Annotated in this window: 18 protein-coding genes; 9 read left to right on the forward strand and 9 right to left on the reverse strand. The window is 39.1% G+C overall.

Going from position 1 to position 17,672, the window contains the following annotated elements; translation table 11 throughout:
* Positions 1 to 30 precede the first annotated feature (30 nt).
* Both MWU78_RS04120 and MWU78_RS04125 read right to left on the reverse strand, forming a co-directional pair.
* The gene (locus tag MWU78_RS04120; protein WP_246995258.1) at positions 31 to 906 is read right to left on the reverse strand and encodes a glycerophosphodiester phosphodiesterase family protein; all 876 of its coding nucleotides are present in this window, start codon (positions 904 to 906) and stop codon (positions 31 to 33) included.
* A 218-nt stretch (positions 907 to 1,124) separates the two neighbouring features.
* Positions 1,125 to 2,369, reverse strand: coding sequence for a DUF5103 domain-containing protein (locus MWU78_RS04125; protein ID WP_246995260.1), 1,245 nt, complete (start codon positions 2,367 to 2,369; stop codon positions 1,125 to 1,127).
* A 160-nt stretch (positions 2,370 to 2,529) separates the two neighbouring features.
* Here MWU78_RS04125 and MWU78_RS04130 point away from each other — a divergent pair, with 160 nt between their 5' ends.
* The 8 genes from MWU78_RS04130 (at position 2,530) to MWU78_RS04165 (ending at position 10,150) form a co-directional block, all read left to right on the forward strand.
* Positions 2,530 to 3,882 (forward strand): Na(+)-translocating NADH-quinone reductase subunit A, encoded by a 1,353-nt coding sequence (locus MWU78_RS04130; RefSeq protein WP_246995262.1) that lies wholly within the window; start codon positions 2,530 to 2,532, stop codon positions 3,880 to 3,882.
* Between the two features lie 3 nt (positions 3,883 to 3,885).
* The gene (locus MWU78_RS04135) at positions 3,886 to 5,154 is read left to right on the forward strand and encodes an NADH:ubiquinone reductase (Na(+)-transporting) subunit B (RefSeq protein ID WP_246995264.1); all 1,269 of its coding nucleotides are present in this window, start codon (positions 3,886 to 3,888) and stop codon (positions 5,152 to 5,154) included.
* 2 nt (positions 5,155 to 5,156) lie between these two features.
* Positions 5,157 to 5,909 (forward strand): Na(+)-translocating NADH-quinone reductase subunit C, encoded by a 753-nt coding sequence (locus MWU78_RS04140; protein WP_246995266.1) that lies wholly within the window; start codon positions 5,157 to 5,159, stop codon positions 5,907 to 5,909.
* Positions 5,910 to 5,912: 3 nt separating this feature from the next.
* On the forward strand, positions 5,913 to 6,560 hold the full coding sequence (locus tag MWU78_RS04145) for an NADH:ubiquinone reductase (Na(+)-transporting) subunit D (protein WP_187586763.1): 648 nt from the start codon (positions 5,913 to 5,915) through the stop codon (positions 6,558 to 6,560).
* Positions 6,561 to 6,584: 24 nt separating this feature from the next.
* A complete protein-coding gene (gene nqrE / locus MWU78_RS04150) occupies positions 6,585 to 7,322 on the forward strand; it encodes an NADH:ubiquinone reductase (Na(+)-transporting) subunit E (RefSeq protein WP_187586762.1) in 738 nt (245 codons plus the stop codon).
* A 2-nt stretch (positions 7,323 to 7,324) separates the two neighbouring features.
* Positions 7,325 to 8,632: an NADH:ubiquinone reductase (Na(+)-transporting) subunit F gene (gene nqrF / locus MWU78_RS04155; protein ID WP_187586760.1), complete on the forward strand. Its 1,308-nt coding sequence runs from the start codon at positions 7,325 to 7,327 to the stop codon at positions 8,630 to 8,632.
* 149 nt (positions 8,633 to 8,781) lie between these two features.
* On the forward strand, positions 8,782 to 9,141 hold the full coding sequence (locus MWU78_RS04160) for a Na(+)-translocating NADH-quinone reductase subunit F (RefSeq protein ID WP_246995268.1): 360 nt from the start codon (positions 8,782 to 8,784) through the stop codon (positions 9,139 to 9,141).
* Positions 9,119 to 10,150, forward strand: coding sequence for an FAD:protein FMN transferase (locus MWU78_RS04165; RefSeq protein ID WP_246995270.1), 1,032 nt, complete (start codon positions 9,119 to 9,121; stop codon positions 10,148 to 10,150). Before MWU78_RS04160 ends, MWU78_RS04165 begins: the two co-directional genes overlap by 23 nt.
* Here the strand turns inward: MWU78_RS04165 and MWU78_RS04170 are convergent, their stop codons facing one another.
* The 3 genes from MWU78_RS04170 to gpmI all read right to left on the reverse strand — a co-directional run bounded on the left by MWU78_RS04170 (position 10,151) and on the right by gpmI (position 13,503).
* A complete protein-coding gene (locus MWU78_RS04170; protein WP_246995294.1) occupies positions 10,151 to 10,915 on the reverse strand; it encodes a class I SAM-dependent methyltransferase in 765 nt (254 codons plus the stop codon).
* 173 nt (positions 10,916 to 11,088) lie between these two features.
* Positions 11,089 to 11,907 (reverse strand): type I methionyl aminopeptidase, encoded by an 819-nt coding sequence (gene map / locus MWU78_RS04175; protein WP_246995272.1) that lies wholly within the window; start codon positions 11,905 to 11,907, stop codon positions 11,089 to 11,091.
* Positions 11,908 to 11,985: 78 nt separating this feature from the next.
* A complete protein-coding gene (gene gpmI, locus MWU78_RS04180) occupies positions 11,986 to 13,503 on the reverse strand; it encodes a 2,3-bisphosphoglycerate-independent phosphoglycerate mutase (RefSeq protein ID WP_246995274.1) in 1,518 nt (505 codons plus the stop codon).
* A 227-nt stretch (positions 13,504 to 13,730) separates the two neighbouring features.
* On the opposite strand from gpmI, the gene MWU78_RS04185 reads away from it, so the two are divergent.
* Positions 13,731 to 14,129, forward strand: coding sequence for an ankyrin repeat domain-containing protein (locus MWU78_RS04185; protein WP_246995276.1), 399 nt, complete (start codon positions 13,731 to 13,733; stop codon positions 14,127 to 14,129).
* A gap of 111 nt (positions 14,130 to 14,240) precedes the next feature.
* Here the strand turns inward: MWU78_RS04185 and MWU78_RS22540 are convergent, their stop codons facing one another.
* From MWU78_RS22540 to MWU78_RS04200, 4 genes are all read right to left on the reverse strand, one after another.
* Positions 14,241 to 14,408: a DUF6747 family protein gene (locus tag MWU78_RS22540; RefSeq protein ID WP_348647051.1), complete on the reverse strand. Its 168-nt coding sequence runs from the start codon at positions 14,406 to 14,408 to the stop codon at positions 14,241 to 14,243.
* A 125-nt stretch (positions 14,409 to 14,533) separates the two neighbouring features.
* Positions 14,534 to 15,301 (reverse strand): M48 family metalloprotease, encoded by a 768-nt coding sequence (locus tag MWU78_RS04190; RefSeq protein WP_246995278.1) that lies wholly within the window; start codon positions 15,299 to 15,301, stop codon positions 14,534 to 14,536.
* 41 nt (positions 15,302 to 15,342) lie between these two features.
* Positions 15,343 to 16,077, reverse strand: coding sequence for a M15 family metallopeptidase (locus MWU78_RS04195; protein WP_246995280.1), 735 nt, complete (start codon positions 16,075 to 16,077; stop codon positions 15,343 to 15,345).
* A 365-nt stretch (positions 16,078 to 16,442) separates the two neighbouring features.
* Positions 16,443 to 17,621, reverse strand: coding sequence for a gliding motility-associated C-terminal domain-containing protein (locus MWU78_RS04200; RefSeq protein ID WP_246995282.1), 1,179 nt, complete (start codon positions 17,619 to 17,621; stop codon positions 16,443 to 16,445).
* Positions 17,622 to 17,672: the final 51 nt, after the last annotated feature.

Genomic DNA, 17,672 nt, shown 5'->3' on the forward strand with positions numbered 1-17,672 from the left:
CCCACGTCCAAATTGGTAATGCAGTAAGGGTTATCGGTGTAGGTTTCTCTTCCTAAGATAGTTCAGAAGTTCTTCGGGTAGATCGGTTTGAATTACGTTGACGTATTTTCGGGTCAATAGCGCATCAAAACCTGAATCTTTCATTTGTCGCTCCATCTCATCATACTTTCCCAAAGCATTGATCCATACCCTATATCCGGCTTTAATAGTCCGGCGCATGGTTCCTTTTTTGTAATAGCTTTCATCAATATGAATAATGGAAATATCCTCCAATTTCCTTATAGCCCTAATATCCTTTTTGGAATATGCCCTGGGCATTATTTTTATGTCTTTGTTCAATTTTTGGTATTGTGTAGTTTCGGGGTAATCATAAAGGAAAAATAATATCTGGTCTTCCATTCCGTATTTTTCTATCAACTCAAAAGTTTGTTTTACGGCGGCTTCTCCTTCCAGCTTAAAATCTACATCCAATAGCATCTTGCCCTTGGTTAATTGTAGTACCTCTTCAAAAGTAGGCATCTGCTCATTTGTAATGTCATTTCCCAACTTAAGTTTAAACTCCTTGAGTTCTGCAAGGGTAAAATCCTCCACTTTCCCTGTCCCATTGGTCGTTCTATCAATAGTTTTATCGTGCATTATTACCAATTCGCCGTCCTTACTTTTTCTAATATCAATTTCCACGATATCAACCCCTATACGAATACTTTCGGCTATGGCGGCCAAAGAGTTTTCCGGGTAGTTGGGATTGGTGGCTCTGTGGGCTGCTACCAGGACCTGTTCCGGGTTATTGTGATAATCGTAAAGAATACTACCTAGTTTGGTTTCTTGAGCCAGGGAGCTTAGGCTTAAGAAAAGTAGAAGAATAAAAATGGTTTTGGTCCACATAGTGTAAAAGCTGCTATTCATGTTTAATTATGGGTTAGGTTGAAATTCCCTTCATTATCATGCTGCAATATAATAAGACTTTTTGTTTACACGTTTAAGCTAATGTTAATCTCTGCTTTTGACCTTCTTTTTTTGATAAATTAATTTGTGGTTGCTGTTCTATTACTTGACCAGTCCATCTTAATTCCTTAAAACCCTTCAGGGAAAAGTGTTATTTGAAGCGTCCGTTTAAACAATAGCTAATTGGTAATGGAACGGGAATTTGCAGAGCCCACTCCAATAATGCTGTCGTACATATCACCAAAATTGCGATAATATACCAGGATCAGGTAGCTATTTTCGGTAAAATGAAAATTTCCAGAGATAGTGTTCATGTCAATAACACCTTTAGCGTTTTTCATTACATATTTGTAATTGTAAAACCCTTGTTTCATTTTAATAACCGCTTCCATATTGCCGGTATCCTCATTATATGTCATTTTGTTTTCCTCGTCCAATGCGTAATTGTTGTATTTTCCGAAAACAAACACGTCGTTCAGGCCAATTTTATCAGTATAGGGAAGGGTAAAGTGTATATAGCTGTATTCGGCTTCCCTAGAGCTGTCGTCTCCCTGAAGCGTTCTGATCACAAAATCCCCGTTTACGTCGGGGTAATAGGTGTAGGGACGGTCATACCTATAGTAATCGGTAAATAGATAATGGCTGTAGAGCTCTGCCAGCTCTATACGGGAGATAGAGGAACTGGGGGCCCTTAAGTCCTTTGTGTCAAAATTAAAATACTCATTGCCGCCAAAAAAACTGGTTTCCTTATCATATTTATATACCAATTCTGTGCCCATGTTGAATTGAGGGCTTAGATTGGTGATGGCCGTCGGCCATTGATAGTTTTGTATTATGGCTACTTTGACTTCCTTGTTGGGGTTTACCAATTTTATCTGGTTGGTGTTAATGGTAAATTGCACTACCTGTTTTTCATTGAGATATGTGAAATCCCTTGAACGTTTTACAACTCCTCCCACATTTACCAAATCTTCATATACAATAAATCTACGGGAAAATTGCAGCTCATTATATCTGTTGTAAATTTCCAGTAAGTAATTACCGCTAACTTTTAAGCGGGTATAATCATTAGGTATGGTAAGCTTGTAATTGGAATATGGCTGTAGCGTAGAGTAACTATTTTCATAATCCACAATGCGCTCGTTGTCCAATCCGTTTAGAAATTGGGATTTTAATAGGGAGGACGGTGTCCAATCGTAATCACAGTGTACTATTTTATAATAGTAATCCTGTTCATTGGCCAAAAGGTCATCAAATTCCAGATAAATGGGGTCGCCCAAGTTTACCACAGGAAATTGATCATCGGTAGAACCTTTAAATATGATAGATTTAATATTGGTAGGAGGGTTGATTTCCGACTGCACCTGGGCATATGCTAAATGGGCAGAAAGGAGTAGTAAAAGCGCATAAAGATTCAATCGCATTTGGTAAAATTTTCTCGTAAAGGTAAGCAAAAAGCAAGCCTAAATGGGTTAGCGCGGTTTAATCTCTAAATTTATAAGTAATAATTAAGTAATAATTATGAAAACTTTCTATTATGTGGTAAATTTGCTCGAAATTTTGATAACCTAAGGTCTACTAAATATGTCTAAAGACATCCGAATTAAAAAAGGCTTGAACATTAATCTTATTGGTGAGGCGGAAAAGACTACTTCCAAAGCTGTATTGAGTAATGTTTATGCGATTAATCTTCAGGATTTTCACGGAATTACCCCTAAATTATTAGTTAAGCAAGGCGCCGAAGTAAAGGCGGGAGAACCACTTTTTTATAATAAAAATGTGGAAGATATGCTTTTTGTTTCCCCGGTTAGTGGGGAATTGGTAGAGGTGGTAAGAGGTGCCAGAAGAAAAATTTTAACCTTGAAAATTTTGGCGGACAAAAGCCAAGAGTTTGTTTCACATACGCCTTTGTCTCCCAAAAGTGCCAAAGCCGAAGATGCTAAAGCCCTGCTTTTAAAATCTGGGTGTTGGCCTTTTATTAAGCGAAGACCTTATGACATAATTGCCAGCCCAAAGGTAACACCAAAGGCGATATTTGTCTCTGCCTATGTTACGAGCCCTATGGCAGCGGACCTGGATTATGCACTAAAGGGCAAGGAAAAAGAAATACAGGCTGCAATTACTGTGCTGGGGAAATTAACTCCCGGTAAGGTGCATGTTTCGGTTGGTAAAGGTGGACAGTCCATTTTTACTAAAATGGAAGATGTTGAAATCCATAATGTAAGTGGTCCCCATCCAGCTGGTCTGGTAGGAACACAGATCAATAAAATAGATCCAATTAATAAAGGTGAAGTGGTATGGACCATTACTCCGCAGGATTTAGTTATTATTGGAGAGTTGATACTAACGGGAAGATATAATCCTGAAAGGGTAGTAGCCTTGGTTGGGTCCAGTGTTAAGGCGCCAAAATATTATACTACGAAAATAGGATCTGAAGTATCTACATTTCTTTACGCCAGCGGCGTTAATACGGAGAATTTTAGGGTAATCAATGGAGATGTACTAACTGGTAGCAAAACAAAACCTGACGGATATTTGGGTTATTATAACAATACGGTGAGTGTTATCCCAGAAGGTGATGATTATGAGCTTTTCGGTTGGAACAAGCCAGTTTTCAATAAAGTTTCTACTACTAGGGCAATGACCTTTTCATGGTTGCAGCCTAAAAAGAAATACGATTTGGACACCAATACCAACGGTGAACACAGGGCATTTGTGGTTACTGGGTTGTATGAGGAGGTTTTTCCAATGGACATTTATCCTTTACAGTTGCTAAAAGCGTGTATGGTGAAGGACTTGGATGAAATGGAACAACTTGGTCTATACGAGGTGGCTCCGGAGGATTTTTCACTTACAGAATTTATTTGCATCTCTAAACAACCCCATCAGCAGATTATTAGGGAAGGGTTGGATTTATTATATAAAGAAATAGGATAAAAGATGAGCTTAAAAAGTAATTTACATAACCTAAAGGAGAGATATAAGGGCAAGAAGATGGCACCGGCATTCAATGCTATCCATACTTTCTTGTATGCTCCCAATGAAACTACACATTCTGGTTCCCATGTACGCGTTGTGGATGATCTAAAACGGACCATGAACACGGTAATCATGGCTTTGGTGCCAGTACTTCTTTTCGGAATATTCAATGCGGGATATCAACACAATGCTGCGGTAGATGCCGCTAATGGTGTTATTAGACAAGCTTCGATTTTTGGAAACTTCCTAACTTGGGAGAACTTCATTATGGGGGCATGGACTGTCTTGCCCTTGGTAATCGTTTCATACGCCGTAGGACTTGCAGTTGAATTTTTATTCGCTGTAATAAAAGGTCATGAGGTAGAGGAAGGGTATTTGGTAACAGGGATGTTGGTGCCTTTGATCGTACCTATTGATACACCTTTATGGATGTTGGCCGTAGCCGTAGTATTTGGAGTGGTCATAGGAAAGGAAGTTTTTGGTGGTACCGGGATGAATATTTTGAACCCGGCACTTACCATTAGGGCATTTTTATTCTTTGCTTATCCTACTTGGATGAGTGGGGATAAGGTTTGGGTGCACCAAGCGGTTGATTTGGCCGGTGGTCCGGATGCTATTTCGGGAGAAACCATTTTGGGTTATTTGGCCCAAGGAAAAGGTGCTGAAATGAGTTACTCCGTTGCCGATATGTTTTTTGGATTTATTCCTGGATCTGTTGGGGAAACTTCTACGATACTAATATTGTTAGGGGGTCTTTTCTTGATCTTTAGTAAAATAGCAAGTTGGAGAATCATGGTGAGTGCGGTTGCAGGAGCTTTGGTGATGGGGCTTATCTTTAATGGTGTGGTTGATGCCGGTTGGATAACAGAAACCAGTAAATTCTACGGATTAATGAGTTTTGCCTTCTGGCAACATTTAATAGTTGGTGGTTTGGCCTTTGGTATTGTGTATATGGCAACCGATCCGGTTACTGGTGCCCAAACCAATAGGGGTAAATGGGTCTATGGATTCTTTATAGGTTTTATTTCAGTATTGATAAGGGTGTTCAACCCTGCTTATCCAGAAGGCGTATTCTTGGCTATTTTGTTGATGAACGTTTTTGCTCCAACAATTGATCACTATGTGGTTAGGGGGAATATAAATAAAAGATTGAAGCGTGCTAAGAACGCTACTATTTTACCTAGGGACGTTGAAGGAAAAGCACAGGAATTAAAAGCAGAAACAGTATAATCATGGCAGTTAATACAGATAAAAATAGTTACACCGTTATTTTCGCCGCCGTTATGGTGGTTATAGTAGGGTCTCTTTTGGCATTTTTTGCGTCTTCACTCAGTGAAAAGATCCAGGAGAACGAAAGACTGGAAAAACAACAGAATATTCTTTATGCCATGGGCGTAAACGAAAATGAGGATGAGGGGAGTGTTAATTTCGTTTCTACCGATAAGGTTGCTGGTGAATTTGAAAAATATATCACGGAGCAATTGGTTATTGAAGGGGATAAGATTACAAAGGACGACAACGCCTACCTAATAGATCTTAAAAAACAGGAAACTGAGGCCAAAGCTGGTAAAACAAGAAAGTTGCCATTGTTCATTGGTGAAAAGGATGGGGCAAAATATTATATCATTCCTATGAGAGGTAAAGGTCTATGGGATGCTATTTGGGGCTTTGTTGCCTTGGATGATAATTTGGTTGTGCAAGGTGCGTATTTTGACCATAAGGGTGAGACACCTGGGTTGGGAGCAAATATCAAGCAGCGTTACTTTATGGATGATTTTACGGGAGAATCCATTTTAAAAGGTACGGAATATGCCGGTATTGCTGTTGCCAAGGGAAATAACGATCCTACCAACGAAATTAAAGATGACAATGAAGTTGATGCATTGGCAGGAGCCACTATTACTGGTGATGGTGTTTCTGCAATGATTCGTCAGAGCGTAAATCTATATAAAACCTATTTGGAAACCATAAGAGCTAAAAATTAAAACATGGCACTACTTTCAAAAAAAGATGCAAATCTAATATTAGATCCCTTGGCGGATAACAACCCTATTACCATTCAGGTTCTAGGTATATGCTCTGCCTTGGCAATTACAGCCGAATTAAAGGCATCCATAGTAATGGCTTTCTCAGTACTGTTCGTAATGGGAATGGGGAACGTTGTAATTTCCCTAATGCGTGACATTATACCTTCAAAGATTAGAATTATTGTTCAATTGGTCGTTGTAGCTGCCCTTGTAATTATGGTAGATCAGGTGTTAAAGGCCTTTGCCTATGAATTGAGCAAAACACTTTCTGTTTTCGTAGGGTTAATTATTACCAACTGTATCATCATGGGACGTTTTGAAGCTTTTGCTTTGGCCAATGGTCCTTGGAGGTCCTTCTTGGATGGTATAGGGAATGCGGCAGGATATGGTTTAATATTGGTAATAATTGGGTTCTTTAGAGAGCTACTGGGCTCAGGTACCTTGCTTGGATTTAAAGTTTTGGGAGATCCCATTGAAAAAACAGGATTATACTCAATAGGATATGAAAACAACGGTTTTATGCTGTTGTCCCCCATGGCGTTGATCGTAGTTGGACTCATTATCTGGGTACAGCGTTCGCGCAACAAAGCATTAATTGAAGAAAACTAGTAGTCATCATAAGAATAGAATGTTATGTTAGAGCATGTAGAATTATTTTTTAAATCCATATTTATAGACAATATGGTATTTGCCACGTTCTTAGGAATGTGTTCTTATCTTGCCGTTTCTAAAAAAGTGACTACTGCAGTTGGTCTTGGAGCAGCTGTTATATTTGTCTTGGCGGTAACCGTACCTTTAAACTGGTTATTGGATCAGTATCTTTTAAGGGATGGAGCCTTAGCTTGGTTAGGTCCGGAATATGCAGATTACAACCTAAGCTTTTTATCGTTTATTCTCTTTATAGCAACCATAGCTACAATGGTGCAATTGGTAGAGATTGTTGTGGAAAAATTTTCTCCGGCACTTTATAATTCATTGGGTATATTTTTACCATTAATAGCGGTTAACTGTGCCATATTGGGAGGCTCATTGTTTATGCAGTCCAGGGATATACAATCTTTGGGACTGGCCTTTAATTATGGACTTAGTTCCGGAATTGGTTGGTTCTTGGCTATTTTGGCCATTGCGGCAATACGAGAGAAAATTAGATATTCCAATGTTCCACCTCCACTTAGAGGTTTAGGCATAACCTTTATAATTACTGGGCTTATGGCTATTGGATTCATGAGTTTTGGCGGAATGTTGACCGGTGGTGACGAAGCTCCTAAAGAAGTGGAACAGAAAACGGCCCAGAAAGTAGAGGAAGAGAAGATAATAAAGGAAACCAAGGAAAATACGGTTTCTTATAACAACGCTATAATAAACGAGTAAAAATGATTTTAGCTACAAGTACAATTGGAACAATACTGATAACGGTAGTTGCTTTTTTAATACTATTGTTATTATTGGTGGCACTATTACTGTTTACCAAGGAAAAACTATCTCCATCAGGACCAGTTACCATAACCATTAACGGTGAAAAGAAAATTGAAGTAGGTTCCGGTGGGTCATTATTGTCCACTTTGGGAAATCAGAAAATATTTCTTCCTTCGGCATGTGGAGGTGGAGGTACCTGCATACAATGTGAATGTCATGTTCTTTCAGGGGGTGGGGAAGCCCTTCCAACAGAAACCCCACATTTCTCCAAGAAAGAATTGAATCATGGAGCCCGTTTGGCTTGCCAGGTGAAGGTAAAGCAGGATATGGAAATTACCATTCCTGAAGAAGTTTTTGGAATTAAAAAATGGCAGGGAACCGTTGTTCGTAATTATAACGTGGCGTCATTTATTAAGGAATTCGTAGTTGAAATTCCAGAGGATATGGGCTATAAGGCTGGTGGGTATATTCAGATAGAAATTCCTCCTTGCGAAGTTAAATTCTCTGAAATGGATATTACGGCGCATCCTGAAGAGCATGAAACTCCGGATAAGTTTCAGGCGGAATGGGATAAGTTCAACTTATGGCCGTTGGTGATGAAGAACCCTGAAACAGTGGAAAGAGCATACTCTATGGCTTCTTACCCTGCTGAAGGAAGAGAAATTATGTTGAACGTACGTATTGCAACTCCACCATGGGATAGAGCCAAGAATGGTTGGATGGAGGTTAATCCAGGAATTGCATCTTCTTACATATTCAATTTGAAAAAGGGTGACCCTGTAACAATCTCAGGACCTTACGGTGAGTTCTTTATCAATGAATCGGATTCAGAGATGTTGTATGTTGGCGGTGGAGCAGGAATGGCTCCAATGCGTTCACATTTATATCACCTTTTCAATACCCTTAAAACAAAGAGAAAGGTTACTTATTGGTACGGAGGAAGGTCCAAGCGCGAATTGTTTTATTTGGATCACTTTTATAGGCTTGAAAAGGAATTTCCTAACTTTAAGTTCTACTTGGCTCTCTCTGAACCCTTACCTGAGGATAACTGGAAAGTGAAAGAGAATATAGATGCTCCAGGAGATGGATTTGTTGGATTTATACACAATTGTGTTATAGAGAATTATTTGAACCATCATGATTCACCTGAAGATATAGAACTTTATTTCTGTGGACCACCGTTGATGAACAAAGCTGTTCAAAAAATGGGAGAGGATTTTGGTATCCCTGATGAGCATATTAGATTTGATGATTTTGGAGGTTAATTTATAGGCTTCAATATTCCCAAGACCTTGTAGGTCTAATTATAGACCTGTCAAGTTTAAGAAACCTGACAGGTCTTTTTTTTGAACAATGTTTTTTAAAAAAGTTGGGATTTAACTAGAGCATTGGTTATTAATTTGAATTTTGGAAAATGGGTAAGCCTTTGACGGAACAGGAATTGCATAATTTGGCCATGAATATTGTTGGAAAACATTTAGAAGCCGAAGGTTTCGAGTTTATGGGGGTGAACAGTAAACCTAAAAGGAACCCACAGTTTGTATGTCTTAAGGATAAAAAACTATTTTTTATTGTGGTTAGAAGTGTATTGCATCCTCAGGATCCCAAAGTCTACGATATCCCATTAATGGAGAAGATCAAGGAACATGCTTTGTCGCAAAATGGGGAGGCCTATTACGCCGGAGTTGGACTGTACAATGCCGTAGATAGAAATCTACCGGTTTATCTTAATGAAGATTATATATTGGAATATGAAGGTATTATTAAAGTATAGTTTCCTGTGTATAGGAATTCTAGCTTTGCTCCTGGTTTGTAATGGTTGCAAGACTAACGGGGATAAATGGGTCAAGAATCTCAATTCAGGAGCTGCACTGGGTACTTCCTACAATATTATTTATTTGGCGAAGGAAGAGTTGGATTTTGAGCGGGAAATTGATTCGGTTTTTCAAGATTTAAACGAGTCTATGTCCACCTATATTCCAACTTCGGATATCTCAAGAATAAATATGGGCGACTCTACCGTAGTTGTTGACCAAATGTTTAGGGAGGTTTTTGAGCTTTCGGGAAAGGTTTATGCGGCTACTGATGGCTATTTTGACCCCACTGTTGGCGTTTTGGTGAATGCATGGGGATTTGGTCCGGGTTCCGAATTGGAAATGGATAGCGTGCGGGTAGACAGCCTCTTGGATTATGTTGGCTTTGATAAAGTCAGTATCAGCCCGGAAAATAAAATTAAAATGGCCCATCCTGGTATGTATTTCGATTTTAACGCCATTGCCAAAGGATACGCAGTAGATCGTCTGGCAGTTTTGTTGCAAGAGAAAGGGATTTCGGATTATTTGATTGAAGTAGGAGGGGAGTTGGTTGCAAAAGGAGAAAATAGGGTAAAGGAAAAAAAGTGGGTAGTGGCTATTGATGATCCCATGATGGGGGAAAGTAGGACATCTAAAAGAACGGTGTATATGAAGGATGTGGCCATGGCTTCTTCCGGAAATTATAGAAAATTTAAAATTGACCAGGAGACAGGTGCCAAGTATGTTCACACTGTTGACCCAAAAAGCGGATTCACCAAGAACTCCAATATCCTGGCGGCTACCGTTATGGCAAAGGATTGCGCTACGGCCGACGCTTTTGCTACATCTTTCATGGCAATGGATCTGGAGAAATCAAAATCCATTTTGGCCCAACATAAAGAATTGCAAGCTTATATTGTTTATTTGGATCCGGAAGGAAATGTATTGGAATTTATGACGGACGGATTTAAAAACAATGTCCTGGAATAGCTATTTGGACACCACTGGTATTATTTCACCCAGTGCCAAGCGATAGTTATCCACTTCGGTATTGGAAAGCTTTTTAGTATAATCAACCTCTTCCACCTTAAATCCAATAGATCTTAGCTTATTAAAATAATCCCTACCGTAAATTCTGACATGATCGTATTGTCCAAATATTTTTGCCCTTTCCTTTTTATCGGTGATACTATTGTCCTCAAAAGTATCAGCTCTGCCAAGGTCTTGTGGAATTTGAAAAATACCCCATCCGCCGGGCTTTAAAATCCGGTACAATTCTTCCATGGCTTTGGTGTCATCTGGAATATGCTCCAATACATGGTTGCAAAAAATAACATCAAAGGAATTGTTGGTGAATGGAAGGTTGCAAATATCCGCCTTAACGTCTGCCAGGGGCGAATTTAGATCGGTTGTGGTATAGGTAATGTTGTTTAGATTTCTAAATATTTTGTAAAAGGCTTGTTCAGGTGCAAAATGCAGGACCTTAAGTTTGTCCGTAAAAAAATTGGTCTCATTTTTTAAGTAGAGCCACAAAAGTCGGTGTCTTTCAAGCGATAGGGTAGAGGGAGACAAGACATTTTCACGAGGATGTTCATAGCCGTAAGGGAGAAAGCTCTTGAATTTTTTTCCATCTATGGGATCGGTGTAGCGATTACCTCTCATGCTAAATGCCATAATGGGACGCACCAAATAACTTAATTTTATAAGGATCGGTCTAGGAATCGTATTTAGTATATATTTAAATAGTTTCTTCAAATTGTTATCCAAAGTAATCCAGTTTAATCGCAACGATATACTGAAGAGTGTTATAGGGTAATCTTATCCTACTTAAAAGGTAAACTGCATTGGAATGCATGCTGGCTTGGAAAGGGGGAGTAGTAAACAAAAACGATAAATACGAAGGCTACAGAAGAACTTTCTACTTTGCGTTATAGGACCAATGCTTTTTGCCGAAACTCCGCTTCCTCGTCACTTTCTATCCCCAATGCCTCATAAATATAGGCAAAGGTGGAAAGTATTTCTGGCTTGCCATCTATTATTGCCACGTCATGTTCAAAATGTGCACTAGGTTTACCATCTGCCGTAAGGATGGTCCAGCCGTCCTTTAATTGCTTTATTCTTCTGGTACCTAAATTAATCATGGGTTCTATGGCGACGACCATTCCCTCTACAAATTTCTTTCCTCTACCGCGTTTTCCGTAATTGGGCATTTCCGGATCTTCATGCATTTCCCTTCCCAATCCGTGACCCACCAATTCGCGTACAACACCATAACCATGACTTTCGGTAAATTGTTGAATGGCAAAACCTACATCACCAACCCGATTGCCGACTTTAAATTCTCGAATACCGACATATAGGGATTCCTTGGTTATGTCCAATAATTTTTTTGTTTCAGGGCTAACCTCCCCAACCTCAAATGTATAGGCATGATCACCATAAAATCCATTTTTAAGGACACCGCAGTCAATAGAGATAATATCGCCCTCAACCAAAGGAGTGTTATTGGGAATTCCATGTACAACTTGGGCATTGGGACTCATGCACAGGGAATTGGGGAAATCATATAATCCCAAAAAACCTGGAACACCTCCATGATCCCGGATAAATTCCTCTGCCATGGTGTCCAACTGCAAGGTGGTAACGCCAGGTTTAACCTCGCTGGCCAATATTCCCAAGGTCTTGCTAACAATCAATGCGCTTTCACGCATTAATTCTATCTCTTCTAAAGTTTTGATCTTTATCATAGAATGCAAATGTAAAACAATACTTTTAAAACTGCACGTCACTGAATAGTTGCCAATGTCCGGTGACGTGCATAATTATTATACTAATGGCTTTCTCGTCATTAGAGCCGGCTGTGGAACACCCATTAGTTTTAGAATGGTCGGAGCAATATCGCCCAAAACACCATCCTTAATATTTTTCAATTCATTATCCACCAAAATCAATGGAACCGGATTCGTGGTATGTGCCGTGTTTGGGCTTCCATCTGGATTGATCATAGTTTCGCAATTTCCATGATCAGCGATGACCAAAGTGGTATATCCATTTGCCAGGGCTGTCGTAATAACGGACTCCGCACAACTATCCACGGTTTCGCAGGCTTTTATGGCAGCTTGCATATCTCCGGTATGGCCAACCATATCTGGATTGGCAAAATTTAGACACACAAAATCGACCTCTCCCTTTTTTAATTCCGGGATTATAGCATCCCTTATCTCATAAGCGCTCATTTCTGGCTTTAGATCATAGGTAGCCACTTTGGGAGATGGACACAGAATTCGCTTTTCACCATCAAACGGAATTTCCCTACCACCGTTAAAGAAGAATGTTACATGTGGATATTTTTCGGTCTCGGCGATACGAATTTGTTTTTTATGGGCCTTGGCCAAAGTTTCTCCCAAGGTTTCGCTAATATTATCCTTGTCATAAACTACCTTCACTCCATTATAGGAATCATCGTAGTTGGTCATGGTTACGTAATAAAGATCTAGTTTGTGCATATTAAGTTCATGCATGTCTTCCTGACTTAGAACTTGGGTCAGCTCTCTACCACGGTCTGTTCTAAAATTAAAAAAGATTACTACATCACCATCTTTTATAACGGACAAAGGAGATCCCTGTTCATCCGATACCAATAGAGGTTTTAAAAATTCATCCGTTATGCCAGATTCGTAACTGGCCAATATGGATTCTTCAATATTAGATGTTTTTTGACCCTCACCGTTAACCAATAGGTCATAGGCCAGTTTTACCCGTTCCCATCTTTTATCCCTGTCCATGGCGTAATACCTGCCTATAACACTGGCCAGTTTGGCATTCTTATCGGCACAGTATTCGTTTAAAGCGCTTACATAACCTATTCCACTTTTAGGATCTACGTCCCTACCATCGGTAAAGGCATGTATATAAGTCTTTTTAAGCCCGTAACTTTCACTCGCATCTATAAGTCCTCTTAAGTGTGAAGTGTGACTATGGACGCCACCATCACTTAGCAATCCCAAAAAATGGACTGGCTTGTCATTGGTCTTGGCAAATAAGAGCGCATCTTTCAATACCTGCTCATCTTTTAAAGTGTCTTGGTCAATGGCAAGGTTAATTTTAGCCAAATCTTGGTAAACGATACGTCCAGCTCCTAAATTCATGTGGCCTACTTCACTATTGCCCATTTGTCCTTCAGGTAATCCTACATTCATTCCATCTGTCAAAAGATTGGAATTGGCGTATTTGGTATAAAGTGAATCTATAAAAGGGGTGTTTGCGTTTTCTATGGCGGAGACCTTGGGGTCCGGGGACTTGCCCCATCCATCCAAAATCATTAAAATAACTTTCTTGTTCATAATTTGTTTGTTGTAAACGTCAAAAATAAAACTATTGTATATGGATTGCTAGGATTTATGACACCTTTTTTTAAAATATTGAATTCCCCTGTGGGTTGCTCATAGGGAAATGCCGTACTAGGGTTTTTTTTGTTAAAGTTTTGTTATTTAACGGATAAAATTGAAACAAATTTAAGGTTTAAGGGTCTGTTATAGTAATCAAAATTCACTAATTAATCTTATTCATCATGAGAAAAACAATTTTAACAGTCACCATGGCATTATTGTTCATGGTTGCAGGCCTTCGTGCCGAGAGTAGTAGCAACACTTACACCCTAAGTGTATCAGCCTTAATGGTTAAACCCGGAGAATTAAGCTCCTTCTGCAAGGCTATTGTAAAGGGGGATTTGGAAACCGTTAAGAGACTAATTGAATTAGGAGAGGATGTTAATCAAAAATCCTTGGGAAAAACACCTGCAATTTTTGCCGCCCGTTACAATAAGGTTGAAATATTGGAGCTCCTTATCGCAAATGGTGCGGATTTAAAAATGAAATGCGACAACGGCTACAACGCAAAAAAACATGCGGAACTATCCAATGCCACTGAGGCCTTGGAAGTAATCAACGCTAGTCTACAGAAGAAGTAGTTGTTGCGAATGAATTTTTAATAAAAAAAACCTATCGACAGTTGCCGGTAGGTTTTTTTATTACTTCAATTTGCTTAAATAGTGTTCAAGTAAAAGAGCAAATTCAATTTTCTAGAATTCAAATCCGGTAAAGGCTCTAAATAAAAATGCATAAAGTGCCATGGATAACATTGCCACACAGAATACTGAGTAAACCTTTAAGAGTATTACTACAATTTCTGGTTTACAATTCTCGAATGCCGCTAAGTAAATGTTCTTAAAATGTAATAAAGTTCCCATATAGTCTCATTTAAATGATTGTAAATCAAAGCTATAAGGGTTAAATTTGTGTGGGTGATAAGATTTGGTTCTGGTGCAATATACTAATAATAGCTTTAAATCCTAATCTTGAAAAATAAAATTGGCTATTGTTGCCCTTTAAATCGCTCAATGGCTTCTTTTATCCGTTCAATTCTATTTTCGGGGTCTGGATGTGTACTCTGAAATTCTGGAGCTCTATTGGGACCGGCCGAGGCTTTTAAAATTTCCATCACCTTTATCATTTCATATGGGTCGTAGCCGGATTGTATCATTAAAAGTACCCCTAATTCATCGCTTTCCAATTCATCATCCCGGCCGTTGGTCAATAGAGTGTTTTGGCCAATGCTATTTACGATGCCGCCGGCATCGGCACCAACGGAAGCTCCCATGCTTACTGTCTGCCAAAAGTTACTATCCGCAATCCTTTCTGCGGAGTGCCTACCAATTACATGCCCTATCTCATGTCCCAATACTCCAGCAAGTTGTGCTTCGTTTAATTGGGAAAATAGGGCATACGTTACAAAAACGGGTCCACCGGGCAAAGCAAAGGCATTTATAGTTTGATCGTCCGCCAATAAATGAAAATCATATTCATAAGGGGTTTCCCTAGCGATGCTGTTATTTACCAATTTTACTCCAATCTGGTCTACGAAGGATTGTAGACGTTCATCAGGATATAGACCGCCATATTGTTGTGCTACCTCAGGAGCGCTCTGCAGGCCAATGGATATTTCCTGTTCAGTGCTCATGTTTATATTCTGAACCCTTCCCGTATATGGATTTTCCTCTTTGTTATTGCAACGTTGGACAAAGGCAAAAGCCACAATGGCCAAGCCGATGAATATTCTAATTTTCCAACTTCCTCTTCTCATGACACGGCGCTTTTAAGAGTCAATAATCTATAAGCATGTTATTATAAAAGTTCTGGGTTGATATCTAAAATATTGTTTTGAATATATCCTTTTAGAAAACCGGAGGTAAAGTTTTCTTTTCCTATAATATCCTCTTCGAGGAGTAATTTAAAAATATTTTTCCTTCTAAAGGTTTTTAACATAGGAATTGAAATAGGGGCATAGCTATAGTGCCAAGGTTCATACTTAAATCCTTTTCTTTTGGGGTTATCGGTATAGACCAGATAAAAGCCAAATTTGTTGGCATTATCATCCATCCATTTTTTCAAAAGTTCAAAAGGCCCGCCTTCCCCAAATTTTTCAGGAACCAAAACATCGCCGGTGGTTCTTGGATAGCCATCAATGATATCTATGTCGGTTCCCCAATGATGCCTACTGGTACCTGGAATGGTAGAATATTCTATAATCTTTTCAATAGCACCCAATTTGGTCATCCCTTTTTCTTCGGTGTATTGCAGATACTTTCTTTCCCAAATGGCTTCTTGACGATAAAAATTTCGGTAGCTCGATACAATTTTGAGATCCATTCCCTCACTATAGGCCGCCTTTTTCATTTCCAAAAAAGCGTCATGTGCCTCTTTTCTCAAATTGATGTCTTTGCCATATAGCTTAATTTCTTCCTTGCCCATTAATTCGGCTATGGAATATTCAGTTTCTTGGGAAAGGGTTAGGCCAGGCAATATTGACAAGGCCAAACCGGAATAACCACTTTTTTTTATAAAAGATCTTCTGTGCATAGGGTGATAACCATTTAATGAAATAAAATCAATCAAGGTATCTCAAAAATACTGCCACTTTGTAAATAGTGTTGATTCATTTAATTTTGAATGTAACCTGTTGAATTTATTTGAATCCATAAAGTTACTTATTTTAAACAAGATTGGGCACTGCTCGTATTAGGAATTGGGGCATTGGATAGGTCTGAAATGAATTTACTGGTCAATACCCTCTGGGCAGGCCCCGGAGCATTCAAATATCACTTAGTGAGTAAAATAACTATGGGCAGTGATCGGTAACGGTTTAAGGCTTTCTTAGGTATTATGAATTTAGACCCTTGTTAGGTTCCTAGGTAATCCATATCCAAGAAGCTTTTTGGAAATTTTTAATTTTTCACCGCCTGGGATAGGTAAAGGTATCCTTGATGTTTTATTTTTAGATCATTCAATATTATGATATAATAATAAACTCCCGAGGCCAAGCCTATTTGTCCCTTAACCAGCATATTTCGGTTGGATAAGCCAACAAATTCATCCCTGTAATTTTCTTTGTAATACACCATCACACCATATCTATTGAAGATTTGAAGTATGTTGTTGGGCGATTCACTAATTCCGTCAATTACGAGAAAATCATTGGTGCCATCCCCGTTTGGCGTCAAATAATAGTTTCCTAAATCTAATGTGGTAAGGGTTTCATTTAGGTCCACGGCACCACCGATGGTAATAATTTCATATTCATTTGGGATGAAGGTATCCGAAGTTATGGAGCCAAAGGAAAATTCTCCTTCTAGGGAGGAATTCCCTAGGTTGATCCATTTGTGTTGATTTTTGCTCCAGCCCACTACTATTAGATCGCTAATATATTCCCCAAGATTACCAATATTGCTCCGGTCATCCCAGCTTAAAGTAACTGTGCTAGGTGAATCCCCTTCCAAACGCCAAAATTCCTGGTTGCCTACGGCGGCTACATTAAAGTCCCTTGCGTCTAAATTGAAATTTTCATTGAAACTAGTTTGGTTATCTGGTGATACAAAAAAATAGGCACATTTGGCCAGAACATTAACGCTTTCCGAAGATATGGTCAATGGCCGCATACGGTCATCATCCCCTACGGGAAAGGTAAAGGTTTCCTTATTTGCAATTGCCGTGTAACCATCAATTTTGGTGTTGTTTCCCTCACCCACATAAAACGAATCATCTGCAAAGTTGAGGAAAACATTGGAGCGATTTCTGGGTGTAAATACATTGCCTTGAATGAAGTTGAAATTATTCAATATCCCTACACTCGTTTCCAGATAGAGTCCGTCATTTACAGCTACCTCGGTATCATAAAAAACGGGAGCAAAGGCCCCTGAAATGGTCAAGGGGTTGTTGTCGTTATAAAAGCCTACCAAACCTAAATTTTCATCAAAGGTACCATCGTTGATCACGTCCATATGGAAGCCCACCATGGCAGTTTCATGGATTTGAATATTACCATAATTATGCACTGCATCTTGGGCATGTGCCAAAGCAACAGCCCAAAAAATACAGTTTACAATTATGTGTTTGATAATATTCATGTTTCGAATTATGCTTTCTGTTCGAATTTTAATTTAGGTTGCCCAATAAAT

The sequence above is a fragment of the Arenibacter sp. F26102 genome (assembly GCF_023015865.1).
In the GTDB taxonomy this organism is placed as follows: Bacteria; Bacteroidota; Bacteroidia; order Flavobacteriales; family Flavobacteriaceae; genus Arenibacter.